Source organism: Candidatus Cybelea sp., from assembly GCA_036489315.1.
In the GTDB taxonomy this organism is placed as follows: domain Bacteria; phylum Vulcanimicrobiota; class Vulcanimicrobiia; order Vulcanimicrobiales; family Vulcanimicrobiaceae; genus Cybelea.
Map to the genome: position 1 here is coordinate 1 of DASXFZ010000018.1, position 17,963 is coordinate 17,963.

Here is a 17,963-nt window from a genome sequence, read left to right on the forward strand (position 1 = left end):
GTCGGCCCGATGCGCGCGCGACTCTTCTTTTATGGATGCATGATCGTCGCGCTCTTCCTCGCCTGGCGTCTGTGGGAGGTCCAGGCGCTGCACGGGCCGGTCTATGCGAAAGAGGCGCTGGCGCAGCGTTCGGACACGATCGAGGTCTTCGCGCGCCGCGGCAGCATTCTCGATCGCGACGGTAACGTGCTCGTGCGCTCGCTTCCCTCAGAGAGCGTGTACGCCGTACCCCGCGAGATCGTCGACCCCGCGGCGGCCGCCGCGAAGCTGCAGAACGTCGTCGGTAAGCTCGACCCCGCCGTCGTCGCCGCCCTGCACGACCGCCACCTGTGGTTCGTGTGGATCGCGCGCAAGGTATCGCATGAAACGGCCACGCGGATCGCCGCGCTCGGACTGGTCGGCATCGATCTCAAGGAAGAAGACACCGGACTGCGCGTCGATACGGCGGGCCGGACGGCGTCGACGGTGCTGGGCTTCGTCGGCACCGATGAGAACGGACTCGACGGAGTCGAGTACTCGTTCGACGACATTCTGCGCGGCCGCTCCGGCCGCGTCACGCTAGAAGCCGATGAGTTCGGCCGCCCGATCCCGTTCGGCCGCGAGCGCATCGTCGCGCCGGCGCTCCCCGGTGCCAGCGTCGAGCTTACGATCGACCCGTATTTGCAGTTCGTCGCCGAGCGGGCGCTGGAAAAGCAGGTCAAAGCCTATCACGCGCTCGACGGCTCGGCAATCGTCATCGACCCGTGGACGGGAGAGATACTCGCGCTGGCCAACGCGCCCAACTTCGATCCGAATAGGTTCTGGCGCTACTCCGGCGATCAACGCCGCGACCGTGCCGTGATGGACGCGTACGAACCCGGTTCAACCTACAAGCTCGTGACTGCGGCAGCCGCGCTCGACTCGCATAAAGTCGGGCTGTCGTCGCGCTTCCCGGCGCGCGATACCATCGAGGTAGGTGGTCGAACGATCCATAACGCGGAAGACGGCTTCATGGCCGGCACGGGGGGGAGCGAGACGCTCGCGCAGATCATCGAGTTCTCGCACAACGTCGGCGCCGCGGAGGTGGGTCTTGCCATCGGCGGGCGAACCTTCTACGCTATGGAACGCAAGGCGGGCTTTGGATCGCCGAGCGGCGTTGGGTTGCCTGGAGAGAATCCGGGGATCGTCCCACCGCCTTCCCAATGGAGCGGCTCCTCGCTCGCGACGATGTCTTTCGGTCAGGGCGTCTCGGTCACACCGCTGGCGATGGCGCGGTACTACGGGGCGATCGCCAACGGTGGTCTCCTGATGGAGCCGTACATCGCCAAAGCGATCTACGATCAACAAGGAAGGGTTTTGCATCGTTACGCTCCACGCGTGACCTGCCGCGTGTTCTCCCAGCGAACGGCCGAGGAACTGCGAACGTTCCTGCGCGCCGTCGTCCTCCATGGGACCGGCGATCCGACCGCGCAGATCGATGGGTACGCTACCGCCGGAAAAACGGGAACGGCGTCAATGGTCGTTGACGGCGAGTACCGTTCCGGATACTATGCAGCCTCCTTTATCGGTATGGTCCCCTATCCTCGTCCACGCTACGTCGTCTACGTGAAAGTCGAACGGCCGGTCGGCTCGTACTACGGCAGCGTTGTGGCCGCCCCGGCATTTGCTCAAATTGCGCGCGCGGCTATGCTGCACGCCGGCGTTCTGCCGGCCGGCACGGTTGCGCACAATGGCCGCTAAGCGCCGCAAATCTTTCGCCGAGTTACTCGAACGCCTGCCGCGCAGCCGCGTGCTTTCCGGGCGTGCCGGCGTCATTTCCGGCATTGCGATCGACTCGCGTGCAGTGGAGACCGGCGACATCTTCGTCGCGCTGCGAGGCGAGCACACCGACGGCCATCGATTCGTCGGCGACGCGCTCGCGCGCGGCGCGGCGGCGGTAGTCGTCGACGCTCCGATCGACGGCGCGCAAAGCGGCAATGCGGCCGTCGTGCTCGTCCCCGATACCAAACGCGCGCTTTCGCAGCTCGCCGCAACCTTTTACGGAGATCCATCGGGCGGCCTCGACGTGATCGGCGTCACCGGCACGAACGGGAAGACGACGGTCACGCACATGGTTAGCTCGATCCTCAACCGCGCAGGCATTCCGTGCGCCGTAATGGGAACGGTCGGCGCCGAGTTTGCGCGGCGGCGATGGGAGCTGCACAACACCACGCCTCTACCGCCGGAACTTCATCGCGTGCTGGCAGCAATGAGGGACGACGGCGCGCGCGCCGTCGCACTCGAAGTGAGCTCTCACGCGCTGGCGCTGGAACGGGTCGACGACGTGCGCTTCTCCGTTGCCGCATTGACGAACGTCACGCGCGATCACCTCGACTTTCACGGCTCTCCCGACGCGTACGCCGCCGCAAAGCGCCGGCTCTTCGATCTGTCGCCGCACGGCGTGCTCAACGTCGACGACGAGTGCGGCGCGCGTTGGGCCGGCGAACTTCGCCGCGCCGGACGCAGCGCGCTGACGTACGGTCTGCGCAGCGGTGCGGATCTCGTTCCCGAACGGATAGTGCTGGGAGCATCGGGGAGCCGCTTTGTCGTCGATGGCCGCCCGTACGAGCTCGGTTTGCCCGGCCGCTTCAACGTCTGGAACGCACTGGCGGCGATCGGGATCGCGCGTATCATGAAAATCGACGAGCGCGCGATCGCCCAAGGGCTCGCTTCTCTCGAGCGCGTTGCGGGCCGGATGGAGCGGCTGCACGGGATGGGCGTGGACGTGGTCGTCGACTACGCTCATACGCCCGACGCGCTGCGCTGCGCGCTGCACGCTCTGCGCGAGACGAAGACCGGCAGTCTGGCCGTCGTGTTCGGCTGCGGCGGCGACCGCGATCGCGGGAAGCGCGCGGAGATGGGCGCGATCGCCGTCGAGCTCGCCGACCGCATCTATCTTACCAACGACAACCCGCGCAGCGAAGAGCCGCTTGCGATCGTGCGCGACATCGCCGGCGGCATCGCCGACGAACGGCGCTACGTCGTCGAACTCGATCGCGGCGCCGCAATCTCGCGGGCGATCGCCGAGGCGCGCGCCGGTGACGTCGTGCTCGTTGCGGGCAAGGGGCACGAGACGTATCAGATCGTCGGCGATCGCGTGCTCGCATTCGACGACCTCGCCGCTGCGCGCGAGGCGCTGGCAAAACAAGGAGTTGCGCGCTGAGGCTTCCGCTCGAGGCCATCCTGGCCGCAACCGATGCAACGCTGCTCGACGGAGATCGTGCGCCGGCGAGCCTGCGGGTCGGCACGGACACGCGGTCGCTCGAGAGCGGCGACGCATTTTTGGCATTGCGCGGCGAGCGCTTCGACGGCCACGACTTCACCGGCGAAGCGGTGCGGGCCGGTGCGGCCGTGCTCGTCGTCGACGATGCCGCGGCGCGTATAGCGGGAGTCGCAACGCTCGTGGTCGCGCGGACCGATCGAGCCTATCTGCAACTCGCCCGGCTTGCCGCGCAAAGGTTCGAGGGCGCGATCGTCGCGATCACCGGCAGCAGCGGCAAAACCACCACGAAGGATTTTTTGGCCGAGCTCTGCGCGGTGAGATACCGCGTCGCGGCATCGGTAAAGAACGAGAACAACGAGATCGGCGTGGGAAAGCTGCTGCTGAGCCTCTCGAACGAGGAGCACGACGTGGCGATCGTCGAGATGGGCGCCCGCCATTACGGTGACATCGCCGTCCTGGTGGAGGCGGCGCTGCCCGCACTGGGAGTTTTAACCAACGTCGGCGACGCGCACGTCGAGATCGTGGGATCGCGCGAACGTCTGGCCGACACGAAATGGGCGCTCTTCTCCGGCGGCGCCGGCGCGGTCCTCAACGCCAACGACGAGGTCTCCCGCGAGCGCGCTCCCGGGCTGCGCAATCCGCAAAGCACGCGCTGGTTCGTCGCGGTCGCCGGCGCCGCAGAGCTGGCCGCCTACGCCGGCATCGAGCGGCTCGCCGCGATCGCCGGCGACGATTTGCTCGTCGTGCGCGAAGGCGGCGCAACGCAGGAGTTTGCGATCGAGTGCACGCTGCCGGGACTCTATAATCGCGCGAATCTGGCGGCCGCGATCGCGGCGGCCGGCGCGCTCGGCATCGCTCCGGGCGAGCTCGTCCCCGCTATAGCGACGCTCTCGTTGCCGCCGGGTCGTTACCAGCGCGTGACGATCGAGGGCGGCCCGCGCCTGATATTTGATGCCTACAACGCCAATGCGAGCGGAATGATTGCCGCGCTCGACGCTTTTGCCGGCGAAGACGCCAAGCGGAAGATCGCGGTCCTCGCTAGCATGGCAGAGCTGGGCGACGAAGCACAGCGGCTGCACGAGCGCGTTGGCGAACACGCTGCCGCCGCCGTCGACGTGCTGCTCGTCAGCGGCGATTTCGCGGAAGCACTCGCGCGCGGCGCACGGCGCGCCGGTCTCGACGCCTCCCGGATCGTCCCGGTCGAGGGCAACTCGCAAGCCGCGGCGTGGCTGCGCGCGAACGCAAACGGCCGGGATCTCGTCCTGTTGAAAGGCTCGCGGAAGTATCGCATGGAGGAGATCGTCGAGGAACTTCAGCCGTGAGCCTAACGGCGCGCGGTCTCGCCGTTACGCGGCCGGAAGTGCCGGCCGGCGTGAAGGCGATACCGGTGCGAACGCGCTTGGTGCGTCCCGGCGACGACCTGGCCGCGATCGTAGCCGACGCGGTCTCCGGCATCGCGCGCGCCGGCGACGTCATCGCGGTCTCGGAGACGGCCGTAGCGATCGCCCAGGGCGAGTTCGTCGTCGCCGAGCACGTTCGCCCTTCGCGACTTGCCTATCTGCTCTGCCGGAACGCCGGTCCGCTGGCGACGATCAGCCAGCCCGAGTCGATGCAGCTGGTTATCGACGCGGTCGGCTATCGGCGCGTGATCGCGGCGACGGCGGCGCATCTGTTCGCGCGGCTGTTCGGGAAACGAGGCACCTTTTATGAAATGATGGGCGAGGCGATCGCGGCGGTTGACGGCTACACCGGGACGATGCCGCCCTACGAGCGGGCGATCGTGCTCGCGCCGCGCGAGCCTGCGGAGTTCGCGGGGGCATTGCGCGAGCGCAGCGGAGTCGAGTCGACGGTCGTCGACGCCAACGACCTTTCGAAGGCGAAGGTCCTGGGCAGCTCGAGTGGAGTTCGCAGCGAGAGCGTCGAGCGCGCGCTGCTCGACAATCCGCACGGCAACAGCGACGAACAGACGCCGGTCGTCGTACTCAAGTGGCGAGGGGCGGGAGAGAATCCACTATGCCGGTGATGCTCCTTTGGCTCGTTTATGGCTTTGCGGCCTCCGTCGTCTGCGGGGCCGTCCTCATCGCGGCGTCTAAGCGCTTCAATCTGCGCCAACAAGCCTACGCGCTGGCCCCGCAGACGCACCGGGAAAAGTCAGGCACGCCGACGATGGGCGGACTCGTCTTCGTCGTTGCCTTCCTGGGGATGCTCGCCGCCTCGAAGTCGGCACTCTCGATCGCGATCGTCTTCCTCGTTTGCGCCTGCGCGTGCATCGGCGCGGTCGACGACGCGCTGACGATTTGGGTAGCCGCCGGGCGAGGTCTTCGCGCGCGCACGAAGCTGCTCGCGACGGCGCTGGCGGCCGCGATCTTCCTGCGCATGATCGGGAACACGCCCTACCTCTTTCCGGTCGACGTGCTCTTTCACGCCGGCAGCTTTTCGTTGGCAGTGCCCCACTGGCTATGGCTCGCGCTGGGGGTGCTCGCGATCACCGGAACGATTCACGCGGTGAACTTGACCGACGGTCTCGACGGCCTCGCGGCCGGAAGCGTGATTCCGCCGCTGGTCGTTTTCGGCCTATTCGCGGCCGCGTCGAACCTCGCGCCCGCGGCGATCGCCGCCGCGGTCGGCGTCGGGAGTTGCGCGGGCTTTCTCCTCTACAATCATTACCCTGCCAAGCTGTTCATGGGCGATACCGGTTCGCTCGCGCTCGGGGCGCTGCTTTCCGGCGTGGCGATTCTCACCGGCGAGGTGCTGCTGCTCCTGCTCGTCGGAGGAGTATTCGTCGCCGAAGCGCTCTCGGTGATGCTTCAGGTCTCGTACTTCAAGCTCAGCAAGGGCAAGCGAATTCTTCGAATGAGCCCGCTGCATCATCACTTCGAGCTGGGAGGATGGCGCGAAACGAAGGTAACGGCGCGTTTCTGGCTTGCGTCGTTGCTATGTTCGTTGCTAGGATGGGTCATTGTTCGATGACCGATAGCTTTCAACTCAACGCCGGCAGCTCGCTCCTCGTCATTGGGTTGGGCCGCAGCGGGCTGGCGAGTCTGGAAGTCCTGGCGCGCAGCGATGTGCGGCTATTCGCAACCGATGAAAAGCCGGTCGAGGCCCGCAGCGATGCCGTCGCCGCCGCCGAAGCGTTCGGAGCAGAGTTCGTCGAACCCGAGGCGCTGAACTCGATCCTGGACCGCATCGACTGGGCCGTTCTCTCGCCTGGGGTTCCGCCGATTTCGCCCGTCGTTCGGGCGCTGCACGGGGCAAACGTTCCGGTCATCGGCGAGGTCGAACTGGCCTACCGCCTCTGCAAAGCGCCGATCATCGCCGTAACGGGAACCAAAGGTAAATCGACGACCACCGCACTGATCGGTCACCTGCTGCGCGCCTGCGGCTTGCGAACGCGCGTCGGCGGCAACATTGGGAATCCGCTGATTACCGAGGTCGTCGACGCGGAGAGCGATGAGTGGGTCGTAGCCGAAGTGTCGTCCTTTCAGCTCGAGACGATTCGCGCGTTCAAGCCGCGCGTCGCCGTTTTGCTCAACCTTGCGCCGGATCACCTCGACCGCTATCCCTCGATGGAGGAGTACGCCGAAGCGAAATACCGCATCTGCGCCAACCAATCGATGAGCGATTGGTTCGTCGGAAACCTCGACGACCCGCGAATCGAGGCGCTCGCGTGGCGCCACGGCGGCGCCCGCGTCCAAGCCAAGCAAATGTGGTTTACGCTCGGAAGCGGGGAGCGCGCGACGATCTATCTCCGCGACGGAAACCTCGTCTACGCGCCGGTATGCGGCGACCCTCGGCCGATCGTCTTGATGCCGTGCGGCGAAATCACGCTTTGCGGCCGGCATAACGTCCAAAACGTGATGGCCGCGCTGCTGGCCGCCTTGGCCGTCGGCTGCGACCCGGCGATGCTGCGGCGCGCGATCGCTTCGTTTGTGCCGATGCCGCACCGGCTCGAGCGCGTTGCCGAGATCGACGGCGTTCTCTACGTCGACGATTCTAAATCCACCAACCCCAGCTCCGTGATTGCCGCGCTGCGCAGTTACGAGCGGCCAATCGTACTCATCGCCGGCGGCCGGTCGAAGGGCAGCGAGTTCGACGAGCTCGGCGCGGAGATCGGCCGGCAGGTCAAAGCGCTCGTGGCGATCGGCGAGTCGGCGGGAGATATTCGCCGCGCGGCCGGGGGCGTCGTCTCCGTCGAAGCCGCTACGATGGAGGAGGCCGTAGACAAAGCGCGCGGCTTCGCCGCTTCGGGTGACGTCGTGCTGCTATCGCCCGGCTGCGCATCCTTCGACATGTTCGCGTCGGCGGAGGACCGGGGGCACCGCTTCGCGGCGGCCGTCGCTTCGCAGAAGGAGCCGGCGGGTGCATAGCGCGGCGACCCTTCGCAGCGACCGCCGGCCGAGCCAAGGGATTCGCTCGTTCGTCAACGCGCCGCTGGACGTTTGGCTCTTCACCTCGGTTGCGGCGCTCGTGGCGATTGGCCTCGTCATGGTCTTTTCCGCTTCGAGCGCGACCGCGTACGCCGAACACGGGGATATCGCCTATTATCTCAAGCGTCAATTGGTCTGGCTGGCGGTCGGGCTGGCCGGCGCTTACGCGTGTTATCGACTCGATTATCAGCGCCTGCGCGCGGCCGCGCCGTATCTGCTGATTGCGGCGATCGCCGGCCTTCTGCTTGTCTTCGTTCCGCACATCGGCGTCGGGGTAAACGGCGGCCGGCGCTGGCTGGGAACCGCCGGATTGAGCCTGCAGCCGTCGGAGTTTGCCAAACTGGCACTGGTGATCTATCTCGCGGCGGTGCTCTCCTCGCGCGGCGAACACATTACCTCGCTTTCGCGCGGTCTCTTTCCACTCTGCGTACCGATCGCGATCGTCACCGTGCTCGTGCTCAAAGAGCCGGATATGGGAACGGCGAGCCTGCTCTTTTTCGCGGCGTTCACCATGCTTTTCGCCGCCGGCGCGCGCCTCGTTCACCTCACGGCGATTGCACTCGCGACGGTGCCTTTCGCAGCACTGACGGTGCTCGCGAGCCCGTACCGGCGCGCGCGCATTTTCGCCTTCGTCGATCCCTGGCGCGATCCGCTCAACACCGGCTTTCACATCGTTCAATCGTTGTTGGCGCTGGGCAGCGGCGGGATCTTTGGCGTCGGCTTGGGTGCCTCTCGCGCAAAGTTTTTCTATCTGCCCGAACAGTACACCGACTTCATCTTCTCGGTTCTCGGCGAAGAGCTCGGATTGATCGGGACGCTCGTCGTCGTCGCGCTCTTCCTGACGCTCGCCTATCGCGCCGTGAAGATCGCGCTTGCGGCGCCGGATCGCTTTGGCTTCTTCCTCGCGATCGGCTGCGGCGCGATGATCGCGATCCAGGCGTTCGTAAACATCGGCGTCGTCTCGTCGTCGTGGCCCGTAACGGGCGTACCGCTGCCCTTCATCTCGTTTGGCGGCAGCTCGCTAGTCGTCAGCCTTATCGCCGTCGCACTCATCGCTAACGTGGGGCGCCATCGCAAAATAAGGAACGCTTCGTAACCGGTGACGGTCGTTTTTGCCGGGGGAGGAACGGGCGGCCACCTCTATCCGGCGATCGCGATCGCCGATGCGCTGCGCGCGCGCGGAGCGCGGATCGCCTTCATCGGCAGCGCCGGCCGGCTCGAAGCGGCGATCGTGCCGAAGGCCGGCTATACGCTGCATACGATTGCGGCCCATCCCTTGCCGCGGCGCCCGTCTTTTTCGCTGTTGCGAGCCGCGGCGCATAACCTGCGCGGAACGCTGCAGAGCCTACGCGTCCTCGCTGCCTCGCGCCCGGACGTCGTCGTCGCCACCGGCGGCTACGTCTGCTTTCCGGTCGCGCTGGCGGCGCGCATTAGGCGACTGCTGCGGCGCGATACGGCACGGATCGTTTTGCTCGAGCCCAATGCCGCGCCCGGGCTCACCGCACGTCTGCTCGCGCCGATGGCCGACGAGATTTGGGGCGAGTGCGAGGGCTTCGTTGCGGGACTGCATGCGAAGTGCCGCTCGACCGGGGTTCCGGTGCGCGCCTCGCTGCTCGAGCACCGTTCGCGGGAAGAGGCCGCGGTGCGCTTAGGTTTGGATCCGACGCTCGCCACGCTGCTCGTGCTCGGCGGCAGCCAGGGCGCCCGGACGATCAATGAGGCGCTCTTACGCGCCTGGCAGACCTGCAGCATTCCCGCGGGCTGGCAGGTGCTCGCCGTGACCGGTGAGGGGAACTACGAGCGAGTCGCGGGCACGCCGCGATCGCAGCGGGGGGCGCCATTTGCGGCGCGCGCGTACCTGGACGACATGGGCGACGCGTACGCCGTCGCGGATCTCGTCCTTGCACGCGCGGGCGCGTCGACGCTCAGCGAACTGGCAGCACTCGGTCTCCCCGCGATTCTGGTTCCATACCCTTACGCGACCGAGGGCCATCAGGCGGCGAACGCCCGCCGTTTCGAATCGGCCGGCGCTGCCGTCGTTGCGACTGACGACGAGCTGGTATCGGGGCGGCTCGGAGAACTGCTCGCGCAGACGATGCAGCCGGCGCGGCTCGAGCAGCTCCGCGCCGGCGTCAAGAGACTACAAGCGGGCGATCCCCTCGAACGGATTCTCGCACGGGTCGATCTCCTTACGCGCGGAAAGAGCGAAGGGTGACCTACCACTTCGTCGGTATCGGCGGCATCGGGATGAGCGCGATCGCGCGGATTTTGCGCACGCGCGGCATCGACGTTCGCGGCTCCGACGTAAGCGTTACGCCGCTGGTCGAACAGCTCCGGCATGAGGGAATCCCGGTCACGATCGGCCACGCCGCACGCAACGTTGGGGATGCCGCCGTCGTCGTCGTCAGCTCGGCGATCGAGCGCAACAACCCCGAGTACGCGGCCGCGCTGCGCGATGGAATAAAGGTTCTGCACCGCGGCGAGATGCTAGCGGACCTGCTCTCGAGCCGCCGTGGTATCGCGATCTGCGGCACGCACGGCAAAACGACGACCAGCGCGATGACCCACGCAGTGCTGCGGGGCGGCGGGATCGATGCCGGGCTCGTGCTCGGCGGTATCGACGGCATTCTGAATACGAACGCTTACGACGGTGCGTCGCCGTGGTTCGTAACCGAAGCGGACGAATCCGATGGATCGTTCGCGCTGCTCGAACCCGTGGTTGCCGTCGTCACCAACATCGAAAACGATCATTTGAGCAGCGACGACGAGCTGCCCGGACTGGCGCGCGCATTCGGGGAGTTTCTCGCGAAGCTTCCCGACGACGGCCTCGCCGTCATCGGAGTGGACAACCCGCTTTCGGCGTCGCTGACCGACCACGAACTGCGGGCGAGAGTCGTCACGTTCGGGCTCGATAGCGGCGCACGGATCCGCGCGGCGAATCTCGCCTTCGAAAATTTTGGTTCCAGTTTCGACGTGTTCGACGGCCCGCGGCGGCTCGGCCGCGCCGAACTGCGCGTTCCCGGCGCCATGAACGTTCAGAATGCCCTAGCCGCGATCGCCGTCGCCTGGGAGCTGGAGGTGCCCTTCGCACGAATTGCCGCGGCGCTGCGCGGCTTCTGCGGCGTGCGCCGCCGGTTCGACATCTTGCTTTCGAACGAACGGATGACTATCGTCGACGACTACGCGCACCATCCGACCGCCGTGCGGGCGACGATCGCCGCGGCGCGCCATTACCATCGAGGCACGCTCGTCGTTGCCTTTCAGCCGCACCGCTACTCGAGAACGGCGTACCTGGCCGCCGATTTCGCCGACGCGCTGCGCGGAGCCGACCACATCTATCTCACCCCCGTTTACGCCGCGTCAGAGCCGGCGATTCCGGGCGTTAGCGAACGCTCGATCGGCGACTCGTTGGGACATAACGGGACGCGTGTCGACTACGTTGCGGGCGTCGACGAACTGGAGCGGCGGATCTTCGCGGAAGCGCCGCGGGGGGCACTCGTCCTCATGCTCGGCGCTGGAAACATCACCGACGCCGCGGGCCGTTTGGCCGAACTTGCGCGCGGATGAGCCTCACGACGCAACGCGCGCTGCGCACGCTCCTCGCCCCCGCCGACCGGGAGGCGCTGCGCACGATTTTCGCGGAGCGCGCCAAGTTCGATGAGCCCCTGGCACCCTACACCTCGTGGAAGGTCGGCGGCCCGGCGGATGCCTTCGTCACCGTGCGCACGCAGGCCGAGCTGGCGGAACTGATGCGGCTGTGCCTGCGGCGGAAGATGGCGTGGTGGATCATCGGCGGCGGAAGCAACATGCTCGTGGGCGACGGCGGCGTGCGCGGCGTCGTGATCCGCTTGGCCGGCGAGTTCGCCGCGGTCGGCGTCGCCATCGAACACGGCGCAGTGGTCGTCGAAGCGGGCGGTTCGGCCGGCATGGCGCTGGTGACCGCAAAGGCGGCATCGGCCGGAGCGAAGAGCGTCGGATCGCTCTCGGGGATCCCCGGGACCATCGGCGGATCGCTGCGCATGAACGCGGGAACCGATCGTGAGATCGGCGACTTCGTTCGCAGCGTGTGGGTGCAGTCGCCGAGCCGCCCCGAGCCGCACCGCGTCAGCATCCGCTATCTCTATCGTCATTCCACGCTCGAACGTGACGTCGTGGTCTCGCGTGTAACCCTTGCCTTCGAGCGAGCGGACTCGAGCGAGGTGCGCGAAGAGATGCGCGGGCGTCTGGTTCGCCGCAAACGGACGCAGCCGATCGCAACGCCCAATGCGGGATCGTGCTTCCGGAACCCCCAAGGCGACAAGGCCGCGCGGCTGATCGAATCGGCTGGGGCTAAGGGGTGGCGCGAGGGGGGCGCGGAAGTCTCGGCGCTGCACGCAAACTTTATCAATAACACCGGGGGAGCGACGGCGCGCGACGTCGCAACGCTGCTCGCACGAGTCCGCCGTGCGGTCCTCGATCGCAGCGGAGTCGAACTGCGCTTGGAAGTGCATCTCGTTGGAGTCTTTATCGATGCAACGTAACGGAGGGTCTCGCGCGACGGTCGCCGTCGTGATGGGTGGGAACAGCGCCGAACGCGAGATCTCGATTCAGTCGGGTACGCAGGTATTACGCGCCCTGCATTCACTGGGCTACGAGGCGCGCTCCATCGATTACGACGAGCGCTTCGTCGACGCGCTGCGTGAGTTGCGGCCCGACGTCGTATTCATCGCTCTGCACGGGCCGGGCGGCGAAGACGGTCACGTGCAGGCGCTGCTCGAGTATCTATCGATTCCGTACACCGGGAGCGGCCTGGAAGCGGCCGCATTGTCGATGGACAAACACTTGACGAAGAAGCTGCTCGCCGCCGAAGGATTGCCAACGCCGGTATGGGACCTGTTCGATCTCACGGGCGGCACGCTGCCCCTCTTGCCCGGCTCGCTCGATCTTCCGCTCGTAATCAAACCGCGATTCGAAGGCTCCTCTACGGGGGTCACGATCGTGCGCACGCATGAAGAGTGGACCAATGCGATGCTGGAGGCGTCGAAGTCGTACGCTGCGATCCTTGCCGAAGAGTACGTCGAGGGGCGGGAATTTACGTGCGCGGTGCTCGGCGAGGAGGCGCTGCCGATCGTCGAGATCGTCGCCCACCGCGACGGCTTCTACAGTTACGGCTCGAAGTACGACGCCGGCGGCTGCACGCACATCGCGCCGGCGCAAATCGACGACGGCTTGGCAGCACGCCTGCAGATGCTCGGACTCTCGGCTCATCGGCTTTTGGGGCTACGCGATTACTCACGCAGCGACTTCATCATCCGTTCGGACAGCCGGCCCTATCTTTTGGAGATCAACTCGCTTCCCGGGCTCTCGCCCGCAAGTCTGCTTCCCGATGCGTGCGCGGCCGCCGGCATCGGTTTCGAAGCGCTCGTCGAGCGGCTGGTCAACTATGCGATGGCGCGCGGTGCCGTCCGCGACGCCGTGGCTTAGGTTTCCCCGACAAGACGATTAAAAAAAGCGGGCCGCCGAAGCGGGCCCGCTTTTCGCTTGAGGATCCTTTGCTTTCGTACGTTAGTACTTCGAGCGAGGATTGATGCCGATGCCGTCGGGCTTTTCGGCTGCCGAGAGGCCGGAGCTGAAGTCGTACATGAACTTGAGGCCCTTGGTGCTGTAGGAATAGACATCGACGAGTCCGTCCGTACGATCGACCGCCATATACTCGCTGTTGTCCTGGGTCAGCTTGCCGAAGAAGCTCTCACCCTTGAGGGGGTAGGGTCCGCCGACGACCTTGCACTTCGGATTGCAGCCGCTATACACGGTGGTTGTCATGGCCATGTCGTCGATGATGAGGAGGTCGCCCTTGTTGTCCAGCTCGATGCCGCCGTAGTACGAGCTCTTGAAGCCGCTCGCTACGACACCGCTGCCTTTGCAGCCCTTCCAATAAATCAGCGCCGCGCCGCTGCCGGTGGTTTTCGCGTCGTTCCAGCAGTCGCCCCCCGGTGACATCGCCACGCCGCCGGCGTGATAGATCTTGCTGTTGGTGAGGTTGGTCGTGCAGCCGGCCTTGATCGAGCACAGCGCGACGCTTCCGGGCGCCGAGCCGGTGTCCGCCAACTGCGAGACGGCGATCGTGCCGGTCGCCGCATCTGCGCTGGTGGCATCGGCGGCTTGACCGATCGTATCGGCAATCAATCCGATCTGCTTGCCGCTGCACATCGTCGGTCCTTGGTAGACGATGACATACTGGCTGCCGCCGTCGGGATCGATCAGGTTACCTTTTCCGTCGACGCCGACGTCGTTGACGTCAAGGACTCCCTGAACCGTGCAAATAGGTTTCTTGTTGCCCTTATTGTCTATAGGATAGCCATTAATGTTGGTGCCGTAGAACTCGGAGACGTAGATCCCGGTCTTCGGCAACTTCTTCTTCTTCTTGTCGGGGCTGATTCCGTCGGGAACGAGCGAGTGCAGGACCTGTACGGTACGCGGCGGAGCCACATCGCCGTACACGCTTTCGGGGCGCATTTGCAGATCGGCACCTGCGACCGGCATCGAATTATTCGATCCCGCGAGATTGCCGCTGCATCCTGCGAGGAACGCGACCGCTACGCTCGCGCACAGCGTCGAATTAAACACACGCATGGGATTATCTCTCCTTGCCAGTAGATGGGAAATCGGACTCTCGACGTTGCGTGCAGAGGCCGGCAAACCCTTTGGCGCGCGTATTTTAAGGGAAGGCTTCGTTATCGTCGGCGACGAGCAGATCAAGCCGGGACGCATCCGGCGCTAGGCGCCGCGCGGCTGGATATCGGGCCAAAAACGCCGCGTCGCCGAGTCGTTCTCCGACGGTCGGACGTTCGAGCGCGGCGTTGATCTCCGCGTACTTGGACGGGTCGCTATGCCGGGCGATCCAATCGGCGACGTCGCCGTCGGAATCCGCTCGTGCGATCGCCTCGCGCAGCGCCCTTCGGGAAAACCGAGTGCTTCGATCAGGCGCGAGCTGAAGCCGGTGATTTGGTACTCTCCCAGAGTGCCGCCGGGGAGCGTCGCGCGAAGCTTGTCGACGGTGCGCGCCGCCATCAAGAGGCTCAGGCCGGGCAAGAGTTCACGCGGGCTGCGTGGCGGTTGCTTCGTAAGGTTGAGTGCGTTCATAATGTGCATCTTCAACCAACCGGGCCGGCAGAGCCTTGCGGCTTACGAGGCGCCGACTCGGCGAAGTCGAAACTTCCGGCCGTCGAATGAGATTGTTAACCATAACCACTTAAATGGAGGAATCCTTGCCAACCGTTGTCGATCGGGGTCTCGAGGGTGTCGTCGTCGGGTCCACCGAGCTTAGTAACGTCGAAGGCGCGATCGGACGCTTAACCTATCGCGGTTACGATATCGACGATCTCGCTCCGAACGCCACGTTCGAAGAGATCGTTCACCTGCTGCTCTACGGCCATCTTCCCAACCGCCATCATCTCGAAGAGCTTCGCCGCGAGCTCGCCGCGCGCCGCGCGCTGCCGGAACCGCTCGTCACGGCAATGCAGAACTTTCCCAAGACCGCGTGGCCGATGGAAGTGCTGCGCACCGTTACCAGCGGACTCGGTCTCTTCTCACCGGTCAACGCGAACGGAGAGCATCTCTCCGACGTGCACACGGCGATCGATCTGATCGCCAAGATGCCGACGATCGTCGCCGGCTGGGATCGCATTCGCCGCGGGCTCGACCCGATCGGCCCGCGCCCCGACCTCTCGCAGGCCGGAAACTTTCTCTACATGCGAACGGGCAAGGTCCCGCACGCGCTCGAGGAAGATGCGATCGACACCTATCTGGTGCTGCTCGCGGACCACTCGTTCAACGCGTCGACCTTTGCGGCAAGAGTGGCCGCGTCGACCCGCGCCGACATGTACGCGTCGGTGACCGCAGCGCTGGCGACGCTCCAGGGCGACCTGCACGGCGGCGCGGCGAGCGCGGCGTTTCGCACGCTGTCCGAGGTGAAGGCTCCCGAGAACGCCGAGGCGTACGTGCGCGGAATCCTCGACCGCGGTCAACGCATCATGGGCATGGGACACCGCGAATACAAGGTACGCGATCCGCGGGCTAAACATTTGGAGGCGATCGCCAAGGAACTCTCGCAGCACGTCGGCGGTGAGCAACGGTGGTACGAAACCGCGCACGAAATCGAAGAAGCGAGCCGAAAGGTGCTTCAAGAGAAGAAGCCCGGCAACACGATCTATGCGAACGTCGACTTTTACACCGCACCGGTGCTCGCCGATCTCGGTATTCCGGGTGACGAATTTACCTGCCTCTTTGCCTGCGGACGTATCGCCGGTTGGACGGGACACATCCTCGAGCAGTTGGCCGACAATCGTTTGATTCGTCCGCAAGCTACCTACGACGGTCCAGCGACCGGCCCGTACGTGCCGATCGAAAAACGCACGAACGGCACGACCGGCTAGGGCGGCGCGCGGGGATGCTCGTCGTGCCTGCAATCGACTTACGCGGGGGCAAGTGCGTTCGCATGCGCCAGGGCGATCCGACGACCGAAACGGTCTACGACGGCGATCCCGCTGAGCGCGCGCGTGCGTTCGTCGCGCAGGGTGCGCAACGGCTGCACGTCATCGACCTCGACGGCGCGTTCGGCTCCGGCGAGAATCTCGCGGCGGTCGAGCGCATCTGCAAAGCCGTCGACGTCCCGGTTCAAACCGGCGGCGGCCTGCGCGCCGTCAAGCACGCGGAGAACGCATTTGCGGCGGGCGCTCGCGAAATCATCCTCGGCACGCTCTTAGTCGAAGACGAGCGGCTGGCACGACACATCGTCAGCCGCTTCCCCGGGCGCGTCATCGCCGGCATCGACGTTCGCGGAACTCAGGTCGCGACGCACGGCTGGCAGGAACGCACGCCGGTCGATCGCGATGCGCTGGTGCGCCGCGTCGCGCAGTGGGGGATTTTGCGAATCATCTTTACCGAGATTCGGCGCGACGGAATGGGCGAGGGCTACGATATCGAGGCGCTTACGGCCGTCGCGAACGCCGCACCGGTCAAAGTGACCGCGAGCGGCGGTGCGCGAAACATCGACGATCTGCGAACCTTGAAAGAAGCGGCTCCGCCGGCGATCGACTCGTGCATCGTCGGCAGCGCGCTCTACGCGCAGACGCTCGACCTGCGATCGGCGATCGCCGCCGTCGCCTAGGCGGCTGCCTAGTCGACGTAGACGCGCGGCAGTTCGCTCGGCAGCCGCGTTACGATCTCGTAGTTGATCGTCTCTGCCCATCGCGCCCAGTCGTCCGCGCTCACCACTGCGTCACCGTCACGGCCAATGAGCGTAACGGTCGATCCGACGCGCGCCCGCGGCGCGTCGGTGAGATCGATCTGCGTCATGTTCATCGCGACCCTTCCGACGATCGGGCAAAGCGCGCCGTCGCAGGCGAAGGCGCCGCGGTTCGAGAGCGCGCGCGGGATCCCGTCGGCGTAACCGGCCGGAAGGACGCCGATCCGCATCTCACGGGGGGCGTGAAAGGTGCCGCCGTAGCCGACCGAGGCTCCGGCCGCCACGGTTCGGACCACCACGAGTTCGCTGGAATACGTCAGCGCCGCACGAAGATCGGGCGGCTGCGCTTCCAGCGCCTCGGCGGTCTGCGGCGAGGGCATCAAACCGTAGAGTGCAATCCCAAAACGTACCATGTCCAGACGGGTCCAGGGCCAGAGCATCCCAGCGGCCGAGGCGGCGATGTGACGAAGCGGCTTTAGCCGGCGCGCTTCGAGCAACGGTTCGCTCTCCGCGAGCGCCTGCCCAAACGCTTCGAGCTGGCGGATTGTGTAGGGGGAGTCGATCTCCTCGGCGGCCGCGAGATGCGAGAAAACCCCGGCAAGCGCAATTTGGGGCAGGCCGCCGAGCCCCTCGATCGCACCGCGCACCAGCGTCGAATCGATTCCCAAGCGGTTGAGGTCCGTATTGACTTTCAAATGAACGCCGGCCCGACGATGCTGCTTCTCGGCCGCTTCCGCTAGCCGCCTTGCAAAGCTGCGGGGGTCCCAAAGCGCCACCTCGAGACCGGCGGCGACTGCTTCAGCCAGCAAGTCTTTGGGCACCGGGCCCATCACGAGGATCGGCGCCGTGACGCCGCCGGCGCGCAAGGCGAGCGCCTCCACCGCAGTGTAGACGCAGATGCGGGCAGCCGCGCTTTCGACCGCGGCGGCGACGGGCAGAAGGCCGTGGCCGTAGGCGTTTCCTTTGACCACGAAGGCGGCTTTGGCGGGGGAGACAAGCCGGCCGAGGAGCTCTGCGTTATGGCGGATGGCGCCCAGCGAGACCGCAATTCTACCGATCATGCCAGCCG

17 protein-coding genes are annotated in these 17,963 nt (G+C 65.9%); 14 read left to right on the plus strand and 3 right to left on the minus strand.

Features of this window, described 5'->3' with window-relative positions:
• The 11 genes from VGG51_04600 to VGG51_04650 form a co-directional block, all read left to right on the plus strand.
• On the plus strand, positions 1-1,719 hold a 1,719-nt coding region (locus tag VGG51_04600; GenBank protein HEY1882301.1), incomplete at its 5' end, for a penicillin-binding protein 2.
• Positions 1,709-3,181: a UDP-N-acetylmuramoyl-L-alanyl-D-glutamate--2,6-diaminopimelate ligase gene (locus tag VGG51_04605; protein HEY1882302.1), complete on the plus strand. Its 1,473-nt coding sequence runs from the start codon at positions 1,709-1,711 to the stop codon at positions 3,179-3,181. The genes VGG51_04600 and VGG51_04605, both read left to right, overlap by 11 nt.
• 71 nt (positions 3,182-3,252) lie before the next feature.
• Positions 3,253-4,563: a UDP-N-acetylmuramoyl-tripeptide--D-alanyl-D-alanine ligase gene (gene murF, locus VGG51_04610; GenBank protein HEY1882303.1), complete on the plus strand. Its 1,311-nt coding sequence runs from the start codon at positions 3,253-3,255 to the stop codon at positions 4,561-4,563.
• Positions 4,560-5,264, plus strand: a complete 705-nt coding sequence (locus VGG51_04615) for a coenzyme F420-0:L-glutamate ligase (GenBank protein ID HEY1882304.1) — start codon at positions 4,560-4,562, stop codon at positions 5,262-5,264. Before murF ends, VGG51_04615 begins: the two co-directional genes overlap by 4 nt.
• The gene (gene mraY / locus VGG51_04620) at positions 5,255-6,211 is read left to right on the plus strand and encodes a phospho-N-acetylmuramoyl-pentapeptide-transferase (GenBank protein ID HEY1882305.1); all 957 of its coding nucleotides are present in this window, start codon (positions 5,255-5,257) and stop codon (positions 6,209-6,211) included. Before VGG51_04615 ends, mraY begins: the two co-directional genes overlap by 10 nt.
• Positions 6,208-7,608 (plus strand): UDP-N-acetylmuramoyl-L-alanine--D-glutamate ligase, encoded by a 1,401-nt coding sequence (gene murD / locus VGG51_04625; protein HEY1882306.1) that lies wholly within the window; start codon positions 6,208-6,210, stop codon positions 7,606-7,608. The genes mraY and murD overlap by 4 nt, the downstream gene beginning before the upstream one ends.
• Complete coding sequence (gene ftsW / locus VGG51_04630) at positions 7,601-8,764, plus strand: putative lipid II flippase FtsW (protein ID HEY1882307.1); 1,164 nt, start codon at positions 7,601-7,603, stop codon at positions 8,762-8,764. The genes murD and ftsW overlap by 8 nt, the downstream gene beginning before the upstream one ends.
• A gap of 3 nt (positions 8,765-8,767) precedes the next feature.
• Complete coding sequence (gene murG / locus VGG51_04635) at positions 8,768-9,883, plus strand: undecaprenyldiphospho-muramoylpentapeptide beta-N-acetylglucosaminyltransferase (protein ID HEY1882308.1); 1,116 nt, start codon at positions 8,768-8,770, stop codon at positions 9,881-9,883.
• A complete protein-coding gene (murC, locus tag VGG51_04640) occupies positions 9,880-11,235 on the plus strand; it encodes a UDP-N-acetylmuramate--L-alanine ligase (GenBank protein HEY1882309.1) in 1,356 nt (451 codons plus the stop codon). Before murG ends, murC begins: the two co-directional genes overlap by 4 nt.
• Positions 11,232-12,188: a UDP-N-acetylmuramate dehydrogenase gene (murB, locus tag VGG51_04645; GenBank protein HEY1882310.1), complete on the plus strand. Its 957-nt coding sequence runs from the start codon at positions 11,232-11,234 to the stop codon at positions 12,186-12,188. Before murC ends, murB begins: the two co-directional genes overlap by 4 nt.
• Positions 12,178-13,131 (plus strand): D-alanine--D-alanine ligase, encoded by a 954-nt coding sequence (locus VGG51_04650; protein ID HEY1882311.1) that lies wholly within the window; start codon positions 12,178-12,180, stop codon positions 13,129-13,131. The genes murB and VGG51_04650 overlap by 11 nt, the downstream gene beginning before the upstream one ends.
• An 81-nt stretch (positions 13,132-13,212) precedes the next feature.
• Here the strand turns inward: VGG51_04650 and VGG51_04655 are convergent, their stop codons facing one another.
• Positions 13,213-14,280: a hypothetical protein gene (locus tag VGG51_04655; protein ID HEY1882312.1), complete on the minus strand. Its 1,068-nt coding sequence runs from the start codon at positions 14,278-14,280 to the stop codon at positions 13,213-13,215.
• On the opposite strand from VGG51_04655, the gene VGG51_04660 reads away from it, so the two are divergent.
• Positions 14,279-14,428: a hypothetical protein gene (locus VGG51_04660; GenBank protein ID HEY1882313.1), complete on the plus strand. Its 150-nt coding sequence runs from the start codon at positions 14,279-14,281 to the stop codon at positions 14,426-14,428. The genes VGG51_04655 and VGG51_04660 overlap by 2 nt on opposite strands.
• Here VGG51_04660 and VGG51_04665 read toward each other — a convergent pair.
• The gene (locus tag VGG51_04665; GenBank protein HEY1882314.1) at positions 14,425-14,790 is read right to left on the minus strand and encodes a hypothetical protein; all 366 of its coding nucleotides are present in this window, start codon (positions 14,788-14,790) and stop codon (positions 14,425-14,427) included. The genes VGG51_04660 and VGG51_04665 overlap by 4 nt on opposite strands.
• A gap of 125 nt (positions 14,791-14,915) precedes the next feature.
• On the opposite strand from VGG51_04665, the gene VGG51_04670 reads away from it, so the two are divergent.
• Positions 14,916-16,082: a citrate/2-methylcitrate synthase gene (locus tag VGG51_04670; protein HEY1882315.1), complete on the plus strand. Its 1,167-nt coding sequence runs from the start codon at positions 14,916-14,918 to the stop codon at positions 16,080-16,082.
• Positions 16,083-16,105: 23 nt separating this feature from the next.
• The gene (locus VGG51_04675; GenBank protein HEY1882316.1) at positions 16,106-16,816 is read left to right on the plus strand and encodes a HisA/HisF-related TIM barrel protein; all 711 of its coding nucleotides are present in this window, start codon (positions 16,106-16,108) and stop codon (positions 16,814-16,816) included.
• 8 nt (positions 16,817-16,824) lie between these two features.
• On the opposite strand, the gene alr is transcribed toward VGG51_04675, so the two are convergent.
• A complete protein-coding gene (alr, locus tag VGG51_04680) occupies positions 16,825-17,955 on the minus strand; it encodes an alanine racemase (protein ID HEY1882317.1) in 1,131 nt (376 codons plus the stop codon).
• Between the last annotated feature and the right edge of the window lie 8 nt (positions 17,956-17,963).